This window comes from Streptomyces sp. NPDC028289, assembly GCF_055565975.1.
The window spans coordinates 394,899-416,208 of the sequence record NZ_JBVHTI010000010.1; the positions used below are offsets into that span (position 1 = coordinate 394,899).

19 protein-coding genes are annotated in these 21,310 nt (G+C 71.0%); 17 read left to right on the forward strand and 2 right to left on the reverse strand.

What is annotated here, in order from left to right:
* Nucleotides 1–176: 176 nt before the first annotated feature.
* The 3 genes from ACZ4UV_RS44265 to nusB are packed head-to-tail and all read left to right on the forward strand — an operon-like array spanning nt 177 to nt 2,336.
* Complete coding sequence (locus ACZ4UV_RS44265; RefSeq protein ID WP_390048006.1) at nt 177–1,283, forward strand: aminopeptidase P family protein; 1,107 nt, start codon at nt 177–179, stop codon at nt 1,281–1,283.
* 52 nt (nt 1,284–1,335) lie between these two features.
* Nucleotides 1,336–1,902, forward strand: a complete 567-nt coding sequence (gene efp / locus ACZ4UV_RS44270) for an elongation factor P (protein WP_181803274.1) — start codon at nt 1,336–1,338, stop codon at nt 1,900–1,902.
* Between the two features lie 2 nt (nt 1,903–1,904).
* Nucleotides 1,905–2,336, forward strand: coding sequence for a transcription antitermination factor NusB (gene nusB / locus ACZ4UV_RS44275; protein WP_390048004.1), 432 nt, complete (start codon nt 1,905–1,907; stop codon nt 2,334–2,336).
* Between the two features lie 286 nt (nt 2,337–2,622).
* Here nusB and bldD read toward each other — a convergent pair whose 3' ends face one another.
* Nucleotides 2,623–3,126, reverse strand: coding sequence for a transcriptional regulator BldD (gene bldD / locus ACZ4UV_RS44280; protein WP_390048002.1), 504 nt, complete (start codon nt 3,124–3,126; stop codon nt 2,623–2,625).
* A 253-nt stretch (nt 3,127–3,379) separates the two neighbouring features.
* Between bldD and pyrR the strand changes: the two genes are divergently transcribed.
* The 14 genes from pyrR to ACZ4UV_RS44350 all read left to right on the forward strand — a co-directional run bounded on the left by pyrR (nt 3,380) and on the right by ACZ4UV_RS44350 (nt 20,309).
* Nucleotides 3,380–3,979 carry a bifunctional pyr operon transcriptional regulator/uracil phosphoribosyltransferase PyrR gene (gene pyrR / locus ACZ4UV_RS44285; protein WP_451018110.1) on the forward strand — a complete coding sequence of 200 codons (600 nt, stop codon included), beginning with the start codon at nt 3,380–3,382 and terminating at the stop codon, nt 3,977–3,979.
* An 85-nt stretch (nt 3,980–4,064) separates the two neighbouring features.
* On the forward strand, nt 4,065–5,045 hold the full coding sequence (locus tag ACZ4UV_RS44290; RefSeq protein WP_390047998.1) for an aspartate carbamoyltransferase catalytic subunit: 981 nt from the start codon (nt 4,065–4,067) through the stop codon (nt 5,043–5,045).
* A gap of 5 nt (nt 5,046–5,050) precedes the next feature.
* Nucleotides 5,051–6,337: a dihydroorotase gene (locus ACZ4UV_RS44295; protein WP_467846237.1), complete on the forward strand. Its 1,287-nt coding sequence runs from the start codon at nt 5,051–5,053 to the stop codon at nt 6,335–6,337.
* Nucleotides 6,334–6,903: a PH-like domain-containing protein gene (locus tag ACZ4UV_RS44300; RefSeq protein ID WP_390047994.1), complete on the forward strand. Its 570-nt coding sequence runs from the start codon at nt 6,334–6,336 to the stop codon at nt 6,901–6,903. The genes ACZ4UV_RS44295 and ACZ4UV_RS44300 overlap by 4 nt, the downstream gene beginning before the upstream one ends.
* Complete coding sequence (gene carA, locus ACZ4UV_RS44305; RefSeq protein ID WP_390047992.1) at nt 6,900–8,042, forward strand: glutamine-hydrolyzing carbamoyl-phosphate synthase small subunit; 1,143 nt, start codon at nt 6,900–6,902, stop codon at nt 8,040–8,042. Before ACZ4UV_RS44300 ends, carA begins: the two co-directional genes overlap by 4 nt.
* Complete coding sequence (carB, locus tag ACZ4UV_RS44310) at nt 8,035–11,343, forward strand: carbamoyl-phosphate synthase large subunit (protein WP_467846244.1); 3,309 nt, start codon at nt 8,035–8,037, stop codon at nt 11,341–11,343. The genes carA and carB overlap by 8 nt, the downstream gene beginning before the upstream one ends.
* 121 nt (nt 11,344–11,464) lie before the next feature.
* A complete protein-coding gene (locus tag ACZ4UV_RS44315; protein ID WP_451018106.1) occupies nt 11,465–12,571 on the forward strand; it encodes a quinone-dependent dihydroorotate dehydrogenase in 1,107 nt (368 codons plus the stop codon).
* Nucleotides 12,568–13,413: an orotidine-5'-phosphate decarboxylase gene (gene pyrF / locus ACZ4UV_RS44320; protein WP_390047986.1), complete on the forward strand. Its 846-nt coding sequence runs from the start codon at nt 12,568–12,570 to the stop codon at nt 13,411–13,413. The genes ACZ4UV_RS44315 and pyrF overlap by 4 nt, the downstream gene beginning before the upstream one ends.
* A gap of 278 nt (nt 13,414–13,691) precedes the next feature.
* Nucleotides 13,692–14,015 carry an integration host factor gene (locus ACZ4UV_RS44325; protein ID WP_003977346.1) on the forward strand — a complete coding sequence of 108 codons (324 nt, stop codon included), beginning with the start codon at nt 13,692–13,694 and terminating at the stop codon, nt 14,013–14,015.
* A gap of 60 nt (nt 14,016–14,075) precedes the next feature.
* Complete coding sequence (gene gmk, locus ACZ4UV_RS44330) at nt 14,076–14,669, forward strand: guanylate kinase (RefSeq protein ID WP_351487795.1); 594 nt, start codon at nt 14,076–14,078, stop codon at nt 14,667–14,669.
* Nucleotides 14,670–14,720: 51 nt separating this feature from the next.
* Entirely contained in the window at nt 14,721–14,993 is a 273-nt protein-coding gene (rpoZ, locus tag ACZ4UV_RS44335) for a DNA-directed RNA polymerase subunit omega (RefSeq protein WP_005319902.1), read from the forward strand.
* A gap of 71 nt (nt 14,994–15,064) precedes the next feature.
* Nucleotides 15,065–16,294, forward strand: coding sequence for a bifunctional phosphopantothenoylcysteine decarboxylase/phosphopantothenate--cysteine ligase CoaBC (gene coaBC, locus ACZ4UV_RS44340; RefSeq protein WP_390047984.1), 1,230 nt, complete (start codon nt 15,065–15,067; stop codon nt 16,292–16,294).
* Nucleotides 16,295–16,533: 239 nt separating this feature from the next.
* Complete coding sequence (gene metK, locus ACZ4UV_RS44345) at nt 16,534–17,742, forward strand: methionine adenosyltransferase (RefSeq protein WP_388920498.1); 1,209 nt, start codon at nt 16,534–16,536, stop codon at nt 17,740–17,742.
* Nucleotides 17,743–18,149: 407 nt separating this feature from the next.
* A complete protein-coding gene (locus ACZ4UV_RS44350) occupies nt 18,150–20,309 on the forward strand; it encodes a primosomal protein N' (protein WP_451018105.1) in 2,160 nt (719 codons plus the stop codon).
* A gap of 165 nt (nt 20,310–20,474) precedes the next feature.
* Here the strand turns inward: ACZ4UV_RS44350 and ACZ4UV_RS44355 are convergent, their stop codons facing one another.
* Nucleotides 20,475–21,023, reverse strand: a complete 549-nt coding sequence (locus ACZ4UV_RS44355) for a hypothetical protein (protein ID WP_390047980.1) — start codon at nt 21,021–21,023, stop codon at nt 20,475–20,477.
* Nucleotides 21,024–21,310: the final 287 nt, after the last annotated feature.

A 21,310-nucleotide genomic window follows, 5' to 3' on the forward strand; every position in this document is an offset into this window, starting at 1 on the left:
GGCGGGGAACCGCGCGAACGCCCCCACCGGCGGTCAGCCGGAACACGACCGGTCTTTCCAGGGGCGCGGGGAACTGCGCAAAACCTCCACGCACCCGCAGTCGAAAACGGCGCCCCGCCACCCCACTCGGCCCCCCTCAACCGGCACAAACCGCCCACCCCTCCTACGCTCGACTCATGTCAGACGTGTACGCGGCCCGCCGAACCAGGCTGAGGGAACGCTGCCACGCGGCCGGCAGCCAGTCCGCCGTCATCTCGCACCCGGCCAACGTGAGATACCTCGCCGGCGCCGCCCCCCACGGCTCCGTCCTGCTCCTCGGCAGACGCGAGGACCTCCTCGTCTGCCCCGGCCCGCTGGACGACCGCCCCACCGAGGACCGCCCCGACGAGTCCCTGCGGCCGCACCTCCTGGCAGGCCCCGGCGGCGACCCCGCCGTCGCCGCCGCCGACCTCGCCGCCGCCCAGGACGCCGACGCCCTCGCCGTCGAGGAGCACCACCTCACCGTGGCCCGGCACCGCGCTCTCGCCTCCGTCGCCCCCGGCCTCCGCCTGACCGACCTCGGCAGCGCCGTCGAGCAGCTCAGGGTCGTCAAGGACGAGGAGGAGATCTCCTGTCTCCGCATCGGCGCGGAGATCGCCGACCAGGCCCTCGGCGAACTGCTGGAGTCGATCCTCGTCGGCCGTACCGAACGCCACCTCGCCCTGGAGCTGGAGCGCCGCCTGGTCGACCACGGCGCCGACGGCCCGGCCTTCCCCACCTCCGTGGCCACCGGCCCGAACTCCGGCCGCCGCGGCCACCGCCCCACCGACCGGCGGGTCGAGGAGGGCGACTTCCTCTCCGTCTGCCTCGGCGCCACCTACCGTGGCTACCGCTGCGAGATCGGCCGTACCTTCGTCATCGGCACCTCGCCCGCCGACTGGCAGATCGAGCTCTACGACCTGGTCTTCGCCGCCCAGCGGGCCGGCCGGGAGAGCCTCGTGCCCGGCGCCGCCTACCGCGACGTCGACCGCGCCGCCCGGCAGGTACTGGGCTCCGCGGGGCATGCGGAAGGCCTCCAGCCACTCACCGGACACGGCGTCGGACTCGAAATCGACGAGGACCCGCAGCTGGCCCCTTCAGCCATGGGTAAACTGGACGCTTGCGTGCCGGTCACCGTCGAACCGGGGGTCCACCTCCCGGGCCGGGGCGGCGTCCGGATCGATGACACGCTCGTCGTGCGCCCCGAGGCGGACGGCGGACCCGAGCTACTCACCATCACGACCAAGGAGCTGCTCGCACTCTAGGCAAGGTGCGTGCCCCGGGGTCGTCCACGTCAGTCCAGGAGATTCCGCAACCGTGGCTTCCACGAACGACCTCAAGAACGGCCTGGTGCTCAAGCTCGAAGGCGGCCAGCTCTGGTCCGTCGTCGAGTTCCAGCACGTCAAGCCCGGCAAGGGCCCCGCTTTCGTGCGCACCAAGCTCAAGAACGTGCTGTCCGGCAAGGTGGTCGACAAGACCTTCAACGCCGGCGTCAAGGTCGAGACGGCCACTGTCGACAAGCGCGACATGCAGTTCTCGTACATGGACGGCGACTACTTCGTCTTCATGGACATGGACACGTACGACCAGCTGCACATCGACCGGAAGACCGTCGGCGACGCCGCGAACTTCCTGATCGAGGGCTTCACGGCCGTCGTCGCCCAGCACGAGGGCGAGGTGCTCTTCGTCGAGCTCCCGGCCGCCGTCGAGCTGACCATCCAGGAGACCGAGCCGGGCGTCCAGGGCGACCGCTCCACCGGCGGCACCAAGCCCGCCACCCTGGAGACCGGCCACCAGATCCAGGTCCCGCTCTTCATCACGACCGGTGAGAAGATCAAGGTCGACACCCGCACGAGCGACTACCTCGGCCGGGTGAACAGCTAACCGTGGCTGCCCGCAACACGGCCCGCAAGCGCGCCTTCCAGATCCTCTTCGAGGGCGACCAGCGCGGGGCCGACGTCCTGACCGTCCTCGCGGACTGGATCCGGCTCTCCCGGGACGACACCCGGCAGCCGCCGGTGAGCGAGTACACGATGCAGCTGATCGAGGGCTACGCCGAGCACACCACGCGTATCGACGAGCTGATCGCCCAGTACGCGGTCGGCTGGACTCTGGACCGGATGCCGGTCGTCGACCGCAACCTCCTGCGCCTCGGCGCGTACGAGCTGATCTGGGTCGACGAGACGCCGGACGCCGTCGTCCTCGACGAGATGGTGCAGCTGGCGAAGGAGTTCTCGACGGATGAGTCGCCGGCGTTCGTGAACGGACTGCTGGGGCGTCTCAAGGAGCTGAAGCCGTCGCTGCGCCGCGAGGCGTAGCCGACGGAACGCCGGAAGGCCCGCAGCAAGCCGCTGCGGGCCTTCCGGCGTTTGTGTGCCCAATGGGGTGGGTGGTGCGGTGGTCGGGCGGCTGACGGTCGTCTGTGGCTTGTCGCGCAGTTCCTCCCCCAGCCTTCGGCCGGGGGTACCCCCAGCGCCCCTGGGGGCTGCCTCTGGCCTGCGTCAAAAGCTCGTGTCAGCTGTCGCAAGAAGAACCGCCGGGCCAGCCGAAACCGTCAGGTTCCGGCCACCCCGGCGGCACGTTTCTGCTCAGTCGCTGTAAGGCTCAGGCCTCTTCGTGCGCGGCTACCGCGCGGCGGGCGTCCGCGTCCAGGACGCCCCAGCTGATCAGCTGCTCGGTGAGGACCGAGGGGGACTGGTCGTAGATGACGGCCAGTGTGCGCAGGTCGTCCTGGCGGATCGACAGCACCTTGCCGTTGTAGTCACCGCGCTGGGACTGGATCGTCGCCGCGTAGCGCTGCAGCGGTCCCGCCTTCTCGGCCGGCACGTTGGCCAGCCGCTCCAGGTCGAGGACCAGCTTCGGCGGGGGCTCGGCGGCACCGCCGGGGGTGGTGCCGGGCAGCAGCTCCTGCACCGGGACCCCGTAGAAATCCGCCAACTCTGCAAGGCGCTGTACGGTCACGGCACGGTCGCCGCGCTCGTACGAACCGACCACCACGGCCTTCCAGCGACCCTGGGACTTCTCCTCGACACCGTGGAGGGAAAGGCCCTGCTGGGTGCGGATGGCCCGGAGCTTGGCCCCGAGCTGTTTGGCGTATTCGCTGGACATATAGCTCCCCGGACACTGTGTCGACGCGGCCGGCCTTGGTTCCCGCCGCGCGGCTGGTAACTCACTGTGAGGTTACGCAGCGTTACTCTGCTGCGTCAAGCCGAATGGTCCGCACCGACTCTTCCGTGGTAGCGATGGCCGATTACGCCAGGGGGGTGATCAGGGGCCTCTCGGTCACCTGCTACGGTGGATGGCGCAAATCCGACGTCCTTTAAAGTCCGTCCCGTGAGGCGGAGAAGGGGGTCCGTTTCGTATGGACAAGCAGGAAAAGCCGGACCAGCAGGAAAACCCCGACGCCGGGGCGCAGGCTCCCGATGCGCGGCCCGTTCTCGAGGGCCCGGACATCGCGCGGGTGCTGACCCGCATCGCCCATGAGATCGTCGAGCGCGCCAAGGGCGCCGACGACGTGGTGCTCCTCGGCATCCCGACCCGCGGCGTCTTCCTCGCCCAGCGGCTCGCCGCCAAGCTGGAGCAGATCACCGACGGCAAGATGCCCGTCGGTTCGCTCGACATCACCATGTACCGCGACGACCTGCGCATGCACCCGCCGCGTGCCCTGGCCCGCACCGAGATCCCCGGTGACGGCATCGACGGCAGGCTGGTGATCCTCGTCGACGACGTGCTCTTCTCCGGCCGCACCATCCGCGCCGCCCTCGACGCCCTGAACGACATCGGGCGCCCCCGCGCGGTCCAGCTGGCGGTCCTCGTCGACCGCGGCCACCGCGAACTGCCCATCCGCGCCGACTACGTCGGCAAGAACCTCCCCACGTCGCTGCGGGAGACGGTCAAGGTCCTGCTCGCCGAGGAGGACGGTCGCGACACCGTGCTGCTCGGTGCGAAGCCGACCCCGTAGCAGGCCGAGGGGCCCGCGCCATCCCGGTGCGCCCCTTCCTGCCCGCAATCTCCCGATATGTGAACTTCCTTACGGAGCCTGACAGATGCAGCGTCATCTCATCTCGGCCGCCGACCTCACCCGCGACGACGCCGTCCTGATCCTCGACACCGCCGAGGAGATGGCCCGGGTCGCCGACCGGCCGATCAAGAAGCTGCCGACCCTGCGCGGCCGCACCGTCGTCAACCTCTTCTTCGAGGACTCGACCCGGACCCGGATCTCCTTCGAGGCGGCCGAGAAGCGCCTCTCCGCCGACGTCATCAACTTCACCGCCAAGGGGTCCAGCGTCTCCAAGGGCGAGTCCCTGAAGGACACCGCCCAGACCCTGGAGGCGATGGGCGTCGACGCCGTCGTGATCCGGCACGGCGCCTCCGGAGCGCCCTACCGGCTCGCCAACTCCGGCTGGATCGACGCGGCCGTCATCAACGCCGGCGACGGCACCCACCAGCACCCCACCCAGGCCCTCCTGGACGCCTTCACCATGCGCCGCCGCCTGGTCGGCCGGGACGCCGGGAAAGGGCAGGACCTGGCCGGCAAGCGCATCACGATCGTCGGCGACGTGCTGCACAGCCGGGTCGCCCGCTCCAACGTCGACCTGCTGCACACGCTCGGCGCCGAGGTCACCCTGGTCGCCCCGCCCACCCTGGTGCCGGTCGGCGTCGAGAACTGGCCCTGCGAGGTGTCGTACGACCTCGACGCCGTCCTCCCCAAGTCCGACGCCGTGATGATGCTCCGCGTCCAGCGTGAGCGAATGAACGCCGCGTTCTTCCCGACCGAGCGCGAGTACTCGCGGCGCTACGGACTCGACGGCGAGCGGATGGCGAAGATGCCCGAGCACGCCATCGTGATGCACCCCGGCCCGATGGTCCGCGGCATGGAGATCACCGCCGAGGTCGCCGACTCCGAGCGCTGCACAGTCGTCGAGCAGGTCGCAAACGGAGTCTCCATCCGCATGGCCGTTCTGTACCTCCTGCTGGGCGGCAACGAACCCGCCGTCAGCCACGCCCGCACCACCGAGGAGAAGTAAGACCCATGAGCAAGATCCTGATCCGTGGTGCGAAGGTGCTCGGCGGTGAGCCGCAGGACGTCCTGATCGACGGCGAGACGATCGCCGAGGTGGGCGTGATCCCGGAGGCCGATGGCGCCGAGGTCGTCGAGGCGGCCGGCAAGGTGCTGCTGCCCGGCCTGGTCGACCTGCACACCCACCTGCGCGAGCCGGGGCGCGAGGACTCCGAGACCGTCCTCACCGGCACCCGCGCGGCCGCGAGCGGCGGCTACACGGCCGTGTTCGCCATGGCCAACACCTTCCCGGTCGCCGACACCGCCGGCGTCGTCGAGCAGGTCTACCGGCTCGGCCGGGAGCACGGCTACTGCGACGTGCAGCCCATCGGCGCGGTCACCGTCGGCCTGGAGGGCAAGAAGCTCGCCGAGCTCGGCGCCATGCACGAGTCGGCCGCCGGGGTCACCGTCTTCTCCGACGACGGCAAGTGTGTCGACGACGCCGTGATCATGCGCCGCGCCCTGGAGTACGTGAAGGCCTTCGGCGGGGTCGTCGCCCAGCACGCCCAGGAGCCGCGGCTGACCGAGGGCGCCCAGATGAACGAGGGCGTCGTCTCGGCCGAGCTGGGGCTGGGGGGCTGGCCCGCGGTCGCCGAGGAGTCGATCATCGCGCGCGACGTGCTGCTCGCCGAGCACGTCGGCTCCCGTGTCCACATCTGCCACCTCTCGACCGCCGGCTCCGTCGAGATCGTGCGCTGGGCCAAGTCCCGGGGCATCGACGTCACCGCCGAGGTCACCCCGCACCACCTGCTCCTCACCGACGAGCTGGTGCGGTCGTACAACCCGGTCTACAAGGTCAACCCGCCACTGCGCACCGAACGGGACGTCCTGGCGCTGCGCGAGGCCCTCGCGGACGGCACGATCGACATCGTCGCCACCGACCACGCCCCGCACCCGCACGAGGACAAGGACTGCGAGTGGGCCGCGGCCGCCATGGGGATGGTCGGCCTGGAGACCGCGCTGTCGGTGGTGCAGGAGACCATGGTGGACACGGGCCTGCTGACCTGGGCCGGCGTCGCCGACCGCATGTCCGTCAAGCCCGCGCGGATCGGACAGGCCGCCGGTCACGGCCGTCCCGTCTCGGCAGGCGAGCCCGCCAACCTCACCCTCGTCGACACGGAATACCGTGGCCTGGTGGACCCCGCGGGCTTCGCCTCGCGCAGCCGCAACACCCCGTACGAGGGACGCGAGCTGCCGGGCCGTGTCACCCACACGTGGCTGCGGGGCAAGGCGACGCTCGTGGACGGGAAGCTGACGTGACACCTCTGATCCTGCTGGCCGACGAGAAGAAGTCGGCCGCGGTCACCGACTGGTCCGCCCGCATCGGCTGGCTGGTCGGCCTCGCCCTCTTCGTCGCGCTCGTCTACTGGCTGATGCGCGAGGGCTGGAAGTGGCGCGGCACCCTCCAGGGTGACCTGCCCGAGCTGCCCAGCGCGCCGGACGACCCCGGTGCCGTGAAACTGACGATGAGCGGCCGCTACCACGGCTCCACCACCGCCGGGCAGTGGCTGGACCGCATCGTGGCCCGCGGCCTCGGCTCCCGCAGCCGGGTCGAGCTCACCCTGACCGACGCGGGCCTGGACGTCGTACGCCCCGGCGCGACCGACTTCTTCATCCCCGCCGCCGCGCTCCGCGAGGCCCTGCTCGGCAAGGGCATCGCGGGCAAGGTCCTCACCGAGGGCGGACTCCTCGTGGTGACCTGGCAGCTCGGCGACCGGCTGATCGACTCCGGCTTCCGCTCCGACCAGGCGGCCGAGCACGCCGAGTGGGTCGAAGCCCTCAACTCCATGATCAAGACACCCAGCACGGAAGGCGCCGAACGATGACGACCTCCACCAGGGGAACCGGCAAGGTTCCCGCCGTACTCGTCCTGGAGGACGGCCGGATCTTCCGCGGCCGCGCCTACGGGGCCGTGGGGGAGACCTTCGGCGAGGCCGTGTTCTCCACCGGCATGACCGGCTACCAGGAGACCCTGACCGACCCGTCGTACGACCGCCAGATCGTGGTCGCCACCGCACCGCAGATCGGCAACACGGGGTGGAACGACGAGGACGACGAGTCCAGCCGCATCTGGGTCTCCGGCTACGTCGTGCGCGACCCCGCGCGCGTGCCCTCCAACTGGCGCGCCAAGCGTTCGCTGGACGCGGAACTGGTCGCGCAGGGCGTGGTCGGCATCTCCGGGATCGACACCCGCGCCCTCACCCGCCACCTCCGCGAGCGCGGCTCCATGCGCTCCGGCATCTTCTCGGGCGAGACGATCGCCTCCGACGCCGAGCTCCTCGCGCGCGTGCAGGCCCAGCCGCACATGAAGGGCGCCTCGCTGTACGAGGAGGTCGCCACCAAGGAGGCGTACGTCGTCCCCGCGGTCGGCGAGAAGCGGTTCACCGTCGCCGCCATCGACCTCGGCATCAAGGGCATGACCCCGCAGCGGATGGCCGAGCGCGGCATCGAGGTGCACGTGCTGCCCGCGACCGCCACCGAGGACGACGTGTACGCCGTCTCCCCGGACGGCGTGTTCTTCTCCAACGGGCCCGGCGACCCGGCCACGGCCGACGGCCCGGTGGCCCTGATGTCCGCCGTCCTGGAACGGAAGACCCCGCTCTTCGGCATCTGCTTCGGCAACCAGATCCTCGGCCGCGCCCTCGGCTTCGGCACCTACAAGCTCAAGTACGGCCACCGGGGCATCAACCAGCCGGTCCAGGACCGTACGACCGGCAAGGTCGAGGTCACCGCCCACAACCACGGCTTCGCCGTCGACGCGCCGCTCGACAAGGTGAGCGACACGAAGTTCGGCCGCGCCGAGGTCTCCCACGTCTGCCTGAACGACGACGTCGTGGAGGGGCTGCAGCTGCTCGACCAGCCGGCCTTCTCCGTCCAGTACCACCCCGAAGCGGCGGCAGGCCCGCACGACGCCGCCTACCTGTTCGACCGCTTCGTTTCCCTGATGGAGGGCCAGCGTGCCTAAGCGCACCGATATCCAGTCCGTCCTGGTCATCGGCTCCGGCCCGATCGTCATCGGCCAGGCCGCCGAGTTCGACTACTCCGGCACCCAGGCCTGCCGCGTGCTGCGCGCCGAGGGCCTCAGGGTCATCCTGGTCAACTCCAACCCGGCGACGATCATGACCGACCCGGAGATCGCCGACGCGACCTACGTCGAGCCGATCACCCCGGAGTTCGTCGAGAAGATCATCGCCAAGGAGCGCCCCGACGCCCTGCTGCCCACCCTGGGCGGCCAGACGGCGCTCAACACCGCGATCTCGCTGGACGAGAACGGCGTCCTGGCCAAGTACGGCGTCGAACTGATCGGCGCCAACGTCGAAGCCATCAACAAGGGCGAGGACCGCGACCTCTTCAAGGAGGTCGTGGAGGAGGTCCGCAGGAAGATCGGGCACGGCGAGTCCGCCCGGTCCGTCATCTGCCACTCCATGGACGAGGTCATCGCCGGTGTGGAGGAACTCGGCGGCTACCCGGTCGTCGTCCGCCCCTCCTTCACCATGGGCGGTGCCGGTTCCGGCTTCGCCCACGACGAGCAGGAGCTGCGCCGCATCGCCGGCCAGGGCCTCACGCTCTCCCCGACCACCGAGGTGCTCCTGGAGGAGTCCATCCTCGGCTGGAAGGAGTACGAGCTGGAGCTGATGCGCGACAAGCACGACAACGTCGTGGTCGTCTGTTCCATCGAGAACTTCGACCCCATGGGCGTGCACACCGGCGACTCGATCACCGTCGCGCCCGCGATGACGCTGACCGACCGCGAGTACCAGATCCTGCGCGACATCGGCATCGCCGTCATCCGCGAGGTCGGCGTCGACACCGGCGGCTGCAACATCCAGTTCGCGGTCAACCCGGAGGACGGCCGGGTCATCGTCATCGAGATGAATCCGCGCGTGTCGCGGTCCTCGGCGCTCGCCTCCAAGGCGACCGGCTTCCCGATCGCGAAGATTGCTGCCAAGCTTGCCGTCGGCTACACCCTCGACGAAATCCCCAACGACATCACGCAGGAGACCCCGGCCTCCTTCGAGCCCACGCTCGACTACGTGGTCGTCAAGGCCCCGCGCTTCGCGTTCGAGAAGTTCCCGCAGGCCGACTCCACGCTGACCACGACCATGAAGTCGGTCGGCGAGGCGATGGCCATCGGCCGCAACTTCCCCGAGGCCTTCCAGAAGGCGCTGCGCTCGCTGGAGAAGAAGGGCAGCCAGTTCACCTTCGTCGGCGAGCCCGGTGACAAGCAGGCGCTGCTGCACGAGGCGGTACGGCCCACCGACGGCCGGATCAACACCGTCATGCAGGCCATCCGCGCGGGCGCCACCCCCGAGGAGGTCTTCGAGTTCACGAAGATCGACCCGTGGTTCGTCGACCAGCTCTTCCTGATCAAGGAGATCGCCGACGAGCTGGCCGGGGCGCCGGAGCTGACCGCCGACCTGCTCGCCGAGGCCAAGCGGCACGGCTTCTCCGACCAGCAGATCTCCGAGATCCGCGGCCTGCGCGAGGACGTGGTGCGCGAGGTCCGGCACGCGCTGGGCGTGCGCCCGGTCTACAAGACGGTCGACACCTGCGCCGCCGAGTTCGCCGCGAAGACGCCGTACTTCTACTCCTCCTACGACGAGGAGACCGAGGTCGCGCCGCGCGAGAAGCCGGCCGTCATCATCCTGGGCTCCGGTCCCAACCGCATCGGCCAGGGCATCGAGTTCGACTACTCGTGCGTGCACGCGTCCTTCGCCCTGAGCGACGCGGGCTACGAGACGGTCATGGTCAACTGCAACCCGGAGACCGTCTCCACCGACTACGACACCTCCGACCGGCTCTACTTCGAGCCGCTGACGCTGGAGGACGTGCTGGAGATCGTGCACGCCGAGCAGCAGGCCGGACCGGTCGCGGGCGTGGTCGTGCAGCTGGGCGGCCAGACCCCGCTGGGCCTGTCCCAGGCGCTCAAGGACAACGGCGTGCCGATCGTCGGTACGTCCCCCGAGGCGATCCACGCCGCCGAGGACCGCGGCGCCTTCGGCCGGGTCCTCGCGGAGGCCGGCCTGCCGGCACCCAAGCACGGCACGGCGACCACCTTCGCCGAGGCCAAGGCCATCGCCGACGAGATCGGCTACCCGGTGCTCGTCCGGCCGTCGTACGTGCTCGGCGGGCGTGGCATGGAGATCGTCTACGACGAGACCCGGCTGGCGGCGTACATCGCCGAGTCCACCGAGATCAGCCCCACCCGGCCGGTCCTCGTCGACCGGTTCCTGGACGACGCCATCGAGATCGACGTGGACGCGCTCTACGACGGCGAGGAGCTGTACCTCGGCGGTGTCATGGAGCACATCGAGGAGGCCGGCATCCACTCCGGCGACTCGGCGTGCGCCCTGCCCCCGATCACGCTCGGCGGCTTCGACATCAAGCGGCTGCGTGCCTCGACCGAGGCCATCGCGCGCGGGGTCGGCGTACGCGGTCTGATCAACATCCAGTTCGCGATGGCCGGGGACATCCTCTACGTCCTCGAAGCCAACCCGCGCGCCTCCCGTACCGTGCCCTTCACCTCGAAGGCGACCGCGGTGCCGCTGGCGAAGGCCGCCGCCCGGATCTCGCTGGGCGCGACCGTCGCCGAACTGCGCGCCGAGGGGCTGCTGCCGGCCCGCGGCGACGGCGGCGAGCTGCCGTTCGACGCGCCGATCTCCGTGAAGGAGGCGGTCATGCCGTGGTCGCGGTTCCGCGACATCCACGGGCGGGGCGTGGACACGGTCCTGGGCCCGGAGATGCGCTCCACGGGCGAGGTCATGGGCATCGACTCGGTCTTCGGTACGGCGTACGCCAAGTCGCAGGCGGGGGCGTACGGGCCGCTGCCGACCAAGGGCCGCGCGTTCATCTCCGTCGCCAACCGCGACAAGCGCTCCATGATCTTCCCGGCGCGCGAGCTGGTCGCCCACGGCTTCGAGCTGCTGGCCACCTCCGGCACGGCCGAGGTGCTCAAGCGCAACGGCATCAACGCGACCGTCGTCCGCAAGCAGTCGGAGGGGGTCGGCCCCAACGGCGAGAGGACGATCGTGCAGCTCGTCCACGACGGCGAGGTGGACCTCATCGTCAACACGCCGTACGGCACCGGGGGTCGCCTGGACGGGTACGAGATCCGGACGGCCGCGGTGGCCCGGTCGGTGCCGTGTCTGACGACCGTGCAGGCGCTGGCGGCGGCTGTGCAGGGCATTGACGCGCTCAATCATGGGGATGTGGGCGTGCGGTCGCTCCAGGAGCATGCGGAGCGTTTGACGGCCGCGAGGGACTAAGAGGTCGTAGCGAGGCTGCGGGCCGGTTGTGGCCGGTCGCGCAGTTCCCCGCGCCCCTTGGGGGCGCTCCACTGAGGGGGGACTCCGGAGACGGCGTCCCCCTTCCGTACGAGGACCACTGATGTACAAGATCTTCTTCCAGCTCGTCTTCCGGCGGATGGATCCCGAAGCCGCCCACCACCTCGCCTTCCGCTGGATCCGGCTGGCCGCCCGTGTCCCGGTGCTGCGCACCTTCATTGCGGCTGCCCTGGCTCCCCGCTACAAGGAGCTGCGCACGGAGGCCTTCGGGCTGCGGATGCACGGGCCCTTCGGGCTCGCCGCCGGGTTCGACAAGAACGCCGTCGCGATCGACGGGATGTCGATGCTCGGGTTCGACCATGTCGAGATCGGGACCGTGACGGGTGAGGCGCAGCCCGGTAATCCCAAGAAGCGGCTGTTCCGGCTCGTCGCCGACCGGGCGCTGATCAACCGGATGGGGTTCAACAACGACGGCTCGCTGACCGTGGCCGCGCGGCTGGCGACCCGTGAGGCCGTGTTCAGGACCGTCGTGGGCGTCAACATCGGCAAGACCAAGGCCGTACCGGAGGCCGAGGCCGTCGGCGACTACGTGAAGTCGGCCGAGCGGCTCGCGCCGTACGCGGACTACCTGGTCGTGAACGTGTCGTCGCCGAACACGCCCGGCCTGCGCAACCTCCAGGCCGTCGATCACCTCCGTCCGCTGCTGACGGCCGTGCGCGAGGCCGCCGACCGCGTGGTGGCGCACCGCCGGGTGCCGCTCCTGGTCAAGATCGCACCGGACCTCGCCGACGAGGACGTCGACGCCGTCGCCGACCTGGCCGTCGAGCTGGGTCTGGACGGGATCATCGCCACCAACACCACGATCGCTCGCGAGGGGCTCGGGCTGCGGTCGGATCCCGCCCTGGTGAAGGAGACCGGGGGGCTCTCCGGGGCGCCGCTCAAGGCGCGCTCCCTGGAGGTCCTGCGGCGGCTGTACGCGCGCGTGGGCGACCGGATCACCCTGGTCGGCGTCGGAGGTGTCGAGGACGCCGAGGACGCCTGGCAGCGCATCCTGGCCGGTGCCACGCTGGTCCAGGGCTACAGCGCCTTCATCTACCAGGGCCCCTTCTGGGGCCGCGCGATCCACAAGGGCCTCGCGGCACGTCTGCGCACCAGCCCGTACGCCACCCTCGCCGACGCGGTCGGCGCCGACGTGAGGAAGCCCGTATGAGCCCGCTGGAGCCCTTCGGCGCACGGCTGCGCCGCGTGATGGACGAGCGCGGTCCGCTGTGTGTCGGTATCGACCCGCACGCCTCGCTGCTCTCCGAGTGGGGTCTGAACGACGACGTGGCGGGCCTGGAGCGGTTCAGCCGTACCGTCGTCGAGGCGGTGGCCGACCGGGTCGCCGTGATGAAGCCGCAGAGCGCGTTCTTCGAGCGGTTCGGCTCGCGCGGAATCGCCGTGCTCGAGCGGGTGGTGGAGGAGGCGCGGGCGGCCGGGACGCTGGTGGTCATGGACGCCAAGCGCGGCGACATCGGCTCGACCATGGCCGGGTACGCGGAGGCCTTCCTGAGCAAGGACGCCCCGCTGTTCTCGGACGCCCTGACCGTCTCCCCGTACCTCGGCTACGGCTCGCTCAGCCCGGCCGTCGCGCTGGCCCGGGAGAGCGGGGCCGGGCTGTTCGTGCTGGCCCTCACCTCCAACCCGGAGGGCCCCGAGGTGCAGCACGCCGTGCGCGCCGACGGGCGGACGGTCGGCGCGACCGTGCTGGCCCATCTCGCCGCCGAGAACGCGGGGGAGGAGCCGCTGGGTTCCTTCGGCGCCGTCGTCGGTGCCACGGTCGGCGACCTGTCGTCGTACGACCTCGACATCAACGGTCCGCTCCTCGCGCCGGGCGTCGGTGCGCAGGGGGCGACGGCGGCCGACCTTCCCACGGTCTTCGGGGCTTCGGTGCGCAACGTGGTTCCAAACGTGAGCCGAGGTGTTTTGCGTCACGGTCCCGATGTCGGGGCCCTGCGGGCGGCCGCGGAGCGGTTCGCGGGCGAGATCCGGGATGTCGTCGCAGGTCGGTGAGGGCTCCGAAGGGACTCCGACGACTGCTCCGGCGAGCACTTCGGCGACTGCCCGATCGTGAATACATCCTCAAATCCGGGGCAGTATGTCTGAAATGTCTGGCCTGACGGAGGCTGACCAGGACTTTTCCGCTGTTCTCGCTGACTCCGGCGGACTTGCCCGCTAGTCTCCGAGCAGAGTCAACGGGCAAGCGTGTTGCTCGTAGCTCCCCAGGTGTGGGGCGACTAGGTTCCTCACCGGTCCGTATCCGACAGTTCGACATCCGAGGTGACGTAGGCGTGGCTCTTCCGCCCCTTACCCCTGAACAGCGCGCAGCCGCGCTCGAAAAGGCCGCCGCGGCTCGCCGGGAGCGGGCCGAGGTCAAGAATCGACTCAAGCACTCCGGCGCCTCTCTTCACGAGGTCATCAAGCAGGGCCAGGAAAACGACGTCATCGGCAAGATGAAGGTCTCCGCCCTGCTCGAGTCCCTGCCGGGCGTGGGCAAGGTCCGCGCCAAGCAGATCATGGAGCGACTCGGGATCTCCGAGAGCCGCCGCGTGCGTGGTCTCGGTTCCAACCAGATCGCCTCCCTGGAGCGCGAGTTCGGCAGCACCGGCTCCTGATCACGGGGCCGTCCGGGAGGGCCGTCCCGGACGGCCTGCGATTGCTGGAATAATCGCTGCATGGCTGCAACATTCCGGGGGACGACCCCCGAGCCCCCGGACGATCGTCCGCGGCTGACCGTGCTCTCCGGCCCCTCCGGGGTCGGCAAGAGCACGGTCGTCGCCCATATGCGCAAGGAACACCCCGAGGTCTGGCTCTCGGTGTCGGCGACCACGCGCAAGCCCCGCCCCGGCGAGAAGCACGGTGTCCACTACTTCTTCGTCTCCGACGAGGAGATGGACAAACTGATCGCCAACGGCGAGCTCCTGGAGTGGGCCGAATTCGCCGGCAACCGCTACGGCACCCCGCGCGCCGCGGTGCTGGAGCACCTGGAGTCCGGCGTACCGGTCCTCCTGGAGATCGACCTCCAGGGCGCTCGGCAGGTCCGCGAGACCATGCCGGAGGGCCGGCTGGTGTTCCTGGCCCCTCCTTCCTGGGAGGAACTGGTGCGCAGGCTCACCGGCCGCGGCACCGAGGCGCCCGAGGTGATCGAGAGGCGTCTGGACGCGGCCAAGGTCGAGCTCGCGGCCGAGCCGGAGTTCGACGAAACCCTGGTCAACACCTCTGTCAAGGACGTGGCGCGCGAGCTGCTAGCCTTGATGGACGTTGTGTGATCGTTGCTGATCATTCAGACTGAATCTTTCCCATCCATCGGAAGGCAGAGCGTGTCCTCTTCCATCACCGCGCCCGAGGGCATCATCAACCCTCCGATCGACGAGCTCCTCGAGGCCACCGACTCGAAGTACAGCCTCGTGATCTACGCGGCCAAGCGTGCCCGCCAGATCAACGCGTACTACTCGCAGCTCGGTGAGGGTCTCCTCGAGTACGTCGGTCCGCTCGTCGACACCCACGTCCACGAGAAGCCGCTCTCCATCGCCCTGCGCGAGATCAACGCGGGTCTGCTGACCTCCGAGGCCATCGAGGGTCCGGCGCAGTAGTACTTTCGTATTGCAGTTGACTTATCCACAGGCCCGGCAGCCGACTGCCGGGCCTGTGGTGTGATGGCGTCATGGATTCGACGAGTGGAGGCCCGGTGGGCAAGCCGAAGGTCGTGCTGGGGGTCAGCGGCGGCATCGCCGCGTACAAGGCCTGTGAGCTGCTGAGGAGGTTCACGGAGTCGGGCCACGACGTCCGCGTCGTGCCCACCGCCTCCGCGCTGCACTTCGTCGGCGCCGCGACCTGGTCCGCCCTCTCCGGCAACCCGGTCTCCACCGAGGTCTGGGACCACGTCGAGGAGGTGCCGCACGTCCGGATCGGCCAGCACGCCGACCTGGTCGTCGTCGCCCCCGCCACCGCCGACATGCTCGCCAAGGCGGCCCACGGCCTCGCCGACGACCTGCTCACCAACACCCTCCTCACCGCCCGCTGCCCGGTCGTCTTCGCCCCCGCGATGCACACGGAGATGTGGGAGCACCCGGCCACCCAGGAGAACGTGGCCACGCTGCGCCGCCGCGGCGCCGTCGTGATCGACCCGGCGGTCGGCCGCCTCACCGGCGTCGACACCGGCAAGGGCCGCCTCCCCGACCCGGCGGAGATCTTCGAGGCCTGCCGCCGCGTCCTCGCGAGAGGAGTGACGGAGCCCGACCTGGCCGGCCGCCACGTCGTCGTCTCCGCCGGCGGCACCCGCGAGCCCCTCGACCCGGTCCGCTTCCTCGGCAACCGCTCCTCCGGCAAGCAGGGCTACGCCCTCGCCCGCACGGCCGCCGCGCGGGGCGCCCGGGTGACGCTGGTCGCCGCGAACACCGCAGGACTGCCCGACCCGGCCGGCGTGGACGTCGTCCCGGTCGGTACGGCGGTACAGCTGCGGGAGGCGGTGCTGAAGGCGGCCGCCGACGCCGACGCGGTGGTGATGGCCGCCGCCGTCGCCGACTTCCGCCCCGCGGTCTACGCGGCCGGGAAGATCAAGAAGAAGGACGGCCAGGATCCGGAGCCGATCGTCCTGGTGCGGAATCCGGACATCCTCGCGGAGATCTCGGCCGACCGGGCGCGGTCCGGACAGGTGATCGTCGGCTTCGCCGCCGAGACCGACGACGTCCTCGCCAACGGCCGGACCAAGCTGGCACGCAAGGGCTGCGACCTGCTCGTGGTGAACGAGGTGGGGGAGCGCAAGACCTTCGGCTCCGAGGAGAACGAGGCCGTGGTGCTCGGCGCCGACGGCAGTGAGACCCCGGTGCCGCACGGGCCGAAGGAGGCTCTCGCCGACACCGTCTGGGACCTGGTGGCGGCCCGTTTGGGTTAACTTATTTCAGCCATATGTCAACTTTCCCGGACGCGACATTGCGGTGCAGGGGCTCTGGTCAAGGCCGCCGACCATTGGGCAGAATGCCCGTGCCGCAGGTCACAGCACTTCCGAGTGTCGAGACAGGTGGGCCGGCGGCCGAGTGCGACCGATAAACTGTTCTCGGACGACGCCCGGGTGCAGCCCCCGTGTCGTCCGCCAATGATCAGACAGCAGCCGCTGCAACCCCAGGGAGCGTTGTGTCCCGTCGCCTGTTCACCTCGGAGTCCGTGACCGAGGGTCACCCCGACAAGATCGCTGACCAGATCAGCGACACCATTCTCGACGCGCTCCTGCGCGAGGACCCGACCTCCCGGGTCGCCGTCGAGACGCTGATCACCACCGGCCTGGTGCACGTGGCCGGCGAGGTCACGACCAAGACGTACGCGGACATCGCGACGCTGGTCCGCAACAAGATCCTGGAGATCGGCTACGACTCCTCGAAGAAGGGCTTCGACGGCGCTTCCTGCGGCGTCTCGGTCTCGATCGGCGCGCAGTCCCCGGACATCGCCCAGGGCGTGGACACGGCGTACGAGAAGCGGGTCGAGGGCGACGAGGACGAGCTCGACAAGCAGGGCGCCGGCGACCAGGGCCTGATGTTCGGCTACGCGACGGACGAGACGCCGACGCTGATGCCGCTCCCGATCTTCCTGGCGCACCGCCTCTCCAAGCGCCTCTCCGAGGTCCGCAAGAACGGCACCATCCCCTACCTGCGCCCCGACGGCAAGACGCAGGTCACCATCGAGTACGACGGCGACAAGGCCGTCCGCCTCGACACGGTCGTGGTCTCCAGCCAGCACGCCTCCGACATCGACCTGGAGTCGCTGCTCGCCCCCGACATCCGCGAGTTCGTCGTGGAGCCGGAGCTGAAGGCGCTGCTGGACGACGGCATCAAGCTCGACACCGAGAACTACCGTCTGCTGGTCAACCCGACCGGCCGCTTCGAGATCGGCGGCCCGATGGGCGACGCCGGCCTGACCGGCCGCAAGATCATCATCGACACCTACGGCGGCATGGCCCGCCACGGCGGCGGTGCCTTCTCCGGCAAGGACCCGTCCAAGGTCGACCGCTCGGCCGCCTACGCCATGCGCTGGGTCGCCAAGAACGTCGTCGCCGCCGGCCTGGCCGCCCGCTGCGAGGTCCAGGTCGCCTACGCGATCGGCAAGGCCGAGCCCGTCGGTCTCTTCGTCGAGACCTTCGGCACGGCCAAGATCGACCACGAGAAGATCGAGAAGGCCATCGACGAGGTCTTCGACCTGCGTCCGGCCGCCATCATCCGCGACCTCGACCTGCTCCGCCCGATCTACGCCCAGACCGCCGCGTACGGTCACTTCGGCCGCGAGCTCCCGGACTTCACCTGGGAGCGCACGGACCGCGTGGACGCCCTCCGCGCGGCCGCGGGTCTCTGATCCCGCAACCACCAGGTGCGAGGCCCGGCTCCCTTTCGGGGGAGCCGGGCCTCGGCGTGTCCGGGGGCTGTGGAAAACGGCTGGCCGACGGGACGGGATGATCAGTACGGTGAAGTCGTCCCGGTGCGATGGCCGCGGTTACTTCCGTGGAGTGTGCCCACGGGCGCGCGGTGAAGCTGGTGTGTTTCGACCGTTGCCGGACTGACCTCGGGAAACCGGCGCCGCCCGGTGTGCGGCCCTCGGATCCTTCTCTTCCGGGCGATGCCCACGCAGGTTCGAATCCTGCTGCCGGTTCCAGACCGGTATGGCCGAGTGGCCCAAGGCAGAAGAATGCCGTCACGGCGTTCCGCGGCCGGAGTGAACTCGGGCGGCGCCGGTTGTCAGTGACGTTTGGTAAGAATGCAAGGGTGAGCAGCGAGAACGGGCAGGGGGGCGGCGGTGCCGGAGGGGCGCCGCCGGAGCAGCTCGCGCTCATTCGGGAGAGCGTGCGGGGAGCCAAGGCGCCCCGGGCCAAGCCGCGGACCTGGCGGGGGGCCGCGCTGGCCGAGCGGTTGCCGGTCGCGCGGGTGCTCGTGGACAAGGGCGTGCTCCACCTCGACCGCTACTTCGACTACGCCGTCCCCGCCGAGCTGGACGCCGAGGCGCAGCCGGGGGTGCGGGTGCGGGTGCGGTTCGGGGCCGGGCGGCACCGGGTGCGGGACGGGCGCCGCGAGGGCGGAGGGCTCATCGACGGGTTCCTGGTCGAGCGGCTCGCCGAGTCCGACTACTCGGGTCCGCTGGCCGCGCTGGCCCAGGTGGTGTCGCCCGAGCCGGTGCTGAGCGAGGAACTGCTGCGGCTCGCACGCGCGGTCGCCGACCGGTACGCGGGGAGCCTCGCGGACGTGCTGCAGCTGGCCGTGCCGCCGCGCAGCGCGCGGGCCGAGAAGCGGCCTTCGCCCGACCCGCTGCCGCCGCCGCCCGCGCCGGGCGCCGGAAGCTGGTCGCGGTACGAGCACGGGGCCGCCTTCATCGAGTCGCTGGCCTCCGGCGGCGCACCGCGCGCCGTGTGGAACGCCCTGCCGGGGCCCGGGTGGAGCGAGGAGATCGCCCGGGCCGTCGCCGCCACGCTCGCCTCGGGACGCGGCGCGCTCGTCGTCGTACCGGACGGGCGGGCCGCCGCGCGGGTCGACGCCGCGCTGACCGGTGTGCTGGGCGAAGGGCGGCATGCGCTGCTCACGGCGGACGCGGGGCCCGAGAGGCGGTACGCGCAGTGGCTCGCCGTCAGCCGCGGGTCGGTGCGGGCCGTCGTGGGGACGCGGGCGGCCATGTTCGCGCCCGTGCGGGATCTCGGGCTCGTCGCGATCTGGGACGACGGGGACGACAGCCACAGTGAGCAGCACGCGCCGCAGCCGCATGCGCGGGATGTGCTGCTGTTGCGTGCGGCACTCGACAAGTGCGGTTTCCTGCTCGGGAGTTGGAGCTGCACGGTGGAGGCCGCGCAGCTCGTCGAGAACGGCTGGGCGCGGCCCCTGGTGGCGGGCAGGGAGCAGGTGCGGCCGGCCGCGCCGCTGGTGCGGACGGTCGGGGACGGGGATCTCGCGCGGGACGAGGCCGCGCGCGCCGCCCGGTTGCCGACGCTCGCCTGGCAGGCCGTCCGGGACGGACTGCGGCACGGGCCGGTGCTGGTGCAGGTGCCCCGGCGGGGGTATGTGCCACGGATGGCCTGCGCCCAGTGCCGGGCGCCGGCGCGCTGCCGGCACTGTGCCGGTCCGCTGGAGGCGCGGGACGCCGGGGCGCTGCAGTGCGGGTGGTGCGGGCGGTCGGAGAGCGACTGGCACTGCCCCGAGTGCGGCGGTTTCCGGCTGCGTGCCCAGGTGGTCGGCGCCCGGCGGACCGCCGAGGAGCTGGGACGGGCCTTTCCCGCCGTCCCCGTACGGACCTCGGGACGCGAGCAGGTGCTGGACACCGTGCCGGGGACGCCCGCACTGGTCGTGAGCACACCGGGCGCCGAGCCGGTCGCCGAGGGCGGCTACGCGGCGGCCCTGCTGCTGGACGGCTGGGCGATGCTCGGGCGGCCCGACCTGCGGGCCGGTGAGGACGCGCTGCGCCGGTGGATCGCGGCGGGGGCGCTGGTGCGGCCGCAGGCGGACGGGGGGACCGTGGTCGTCGTCGCGGAGCCGACGCTGCGGCCCGTGCAGGCGCTGGTGCGGTGGGATCCGGTCGGGCACGCGGTGCGGGAGCTCGCCGAGCGGGCGGAGCTGGGGTTTCCGCCGGTGTCGCGGATGGCGGCGGTTTCGGGGACGGCGGAGGCGCTCGCCGAATTCCTCGGTACCGCCGAACTGCCGCCGGACGCGGAGGTGTTGGGGCCGGTTCCGGTGCCCGTGGTGCGGGCCGGGGCGCCCCGGCGGGCGGGTGCGCCGCCGCCCGGGGAGCACTGGGAGCGGGCGCTGGTACGGGTGCCGCCGGGGAGTGGAGCGGCGCTCGCCGCCGCCCTGAAGTCGGCTCAGGCCGCCCGGATGGCGCGGGGCAGCGGGGGCGCGGGCGGGGAGGCGGTTCGGGTGCGGATCGATCCGCCGGACATCGGGTGAGCCGGCAGACGGCTGCCCTCCCGGATGCGTGCCGGGAGGGCAGGAGCGGGCGGGTCGGCCCTTGAGGGCAGCCGTGATGTCGGTCGGCCCTTGGCGACGTCGGCCGTTGCGTGTTCAGCCGTTGCGTGTTCAGCCGTTGTGCGTGTCAGCCGTTGTGCGTGCGTGTCAGCCGTTGCGCGGGCCGGGGAAGGCCGTCGGCCTGGCCTCGTCGCGGAGGGCGGGGCTGCCCGCGGTCGGCTGGGTCGGCATGGAGCGGGCGGCCGGGACCGTGGGGACCGTGGGCAGACCGCCGCCCACGTTGATCGTGCGGGTGCCCGACGGTTCCGTGGACCGGTCGGGGTCGGCCGTGGCCGCTGTCTGGGCCGCGGCGCGGCGGGCGCCGTAACGGCGGTGCACGGCCTGCTTGGTGACTCCGAGCGCGGAGCCCACGGCGTCCCACGAGAAGCCGAGCGAACGGTCGAAGTCCACGGCGGCCGTGACCAGGGTTTCGACACTGTCCCGGAGTTCCTGGGCGAGCCGGACCGTCGGGGCGGGGGCGCGTCCGTAGACGACGAAGCCCGTGGACGGGCCGGATCGGCGCGGGCGGTAGACGTTGCCCAACTGGGCGGTGAGCGTGCGTAGTGCGTCCACCTGGCGGCGGACCCGCTCGATGTCCCGCACCAGCAAGTGCAGGCTGGCCCGGGCCTGGGCGTCGTGGGTTGCGTGGTCGGCCATGAACAAGCCTCTCGAACCGGCGTTGAAAGGAATGGGCCGCGTATGCGGCCCGTTGTGGTCAACTCTCTCTTGACCAACGCGTGGGCGCTCCGCTGGTCACGGTGTGGGGGCGTATGGGCATATGCGTACGCCGTGCGGCGGGGACTGCACCACCGGGGAGCCCTCCCACCCGCGCACCGCCCGTTCCAGTCGGTGAAGAGGTTGACCGACCTGTGGGGGTGTTCGCCGTCGGCGGCTTGCGGTTCGTCGGCTGTCGCCTGTTGCCCACCCGCGCGCCGCCCGTTGCG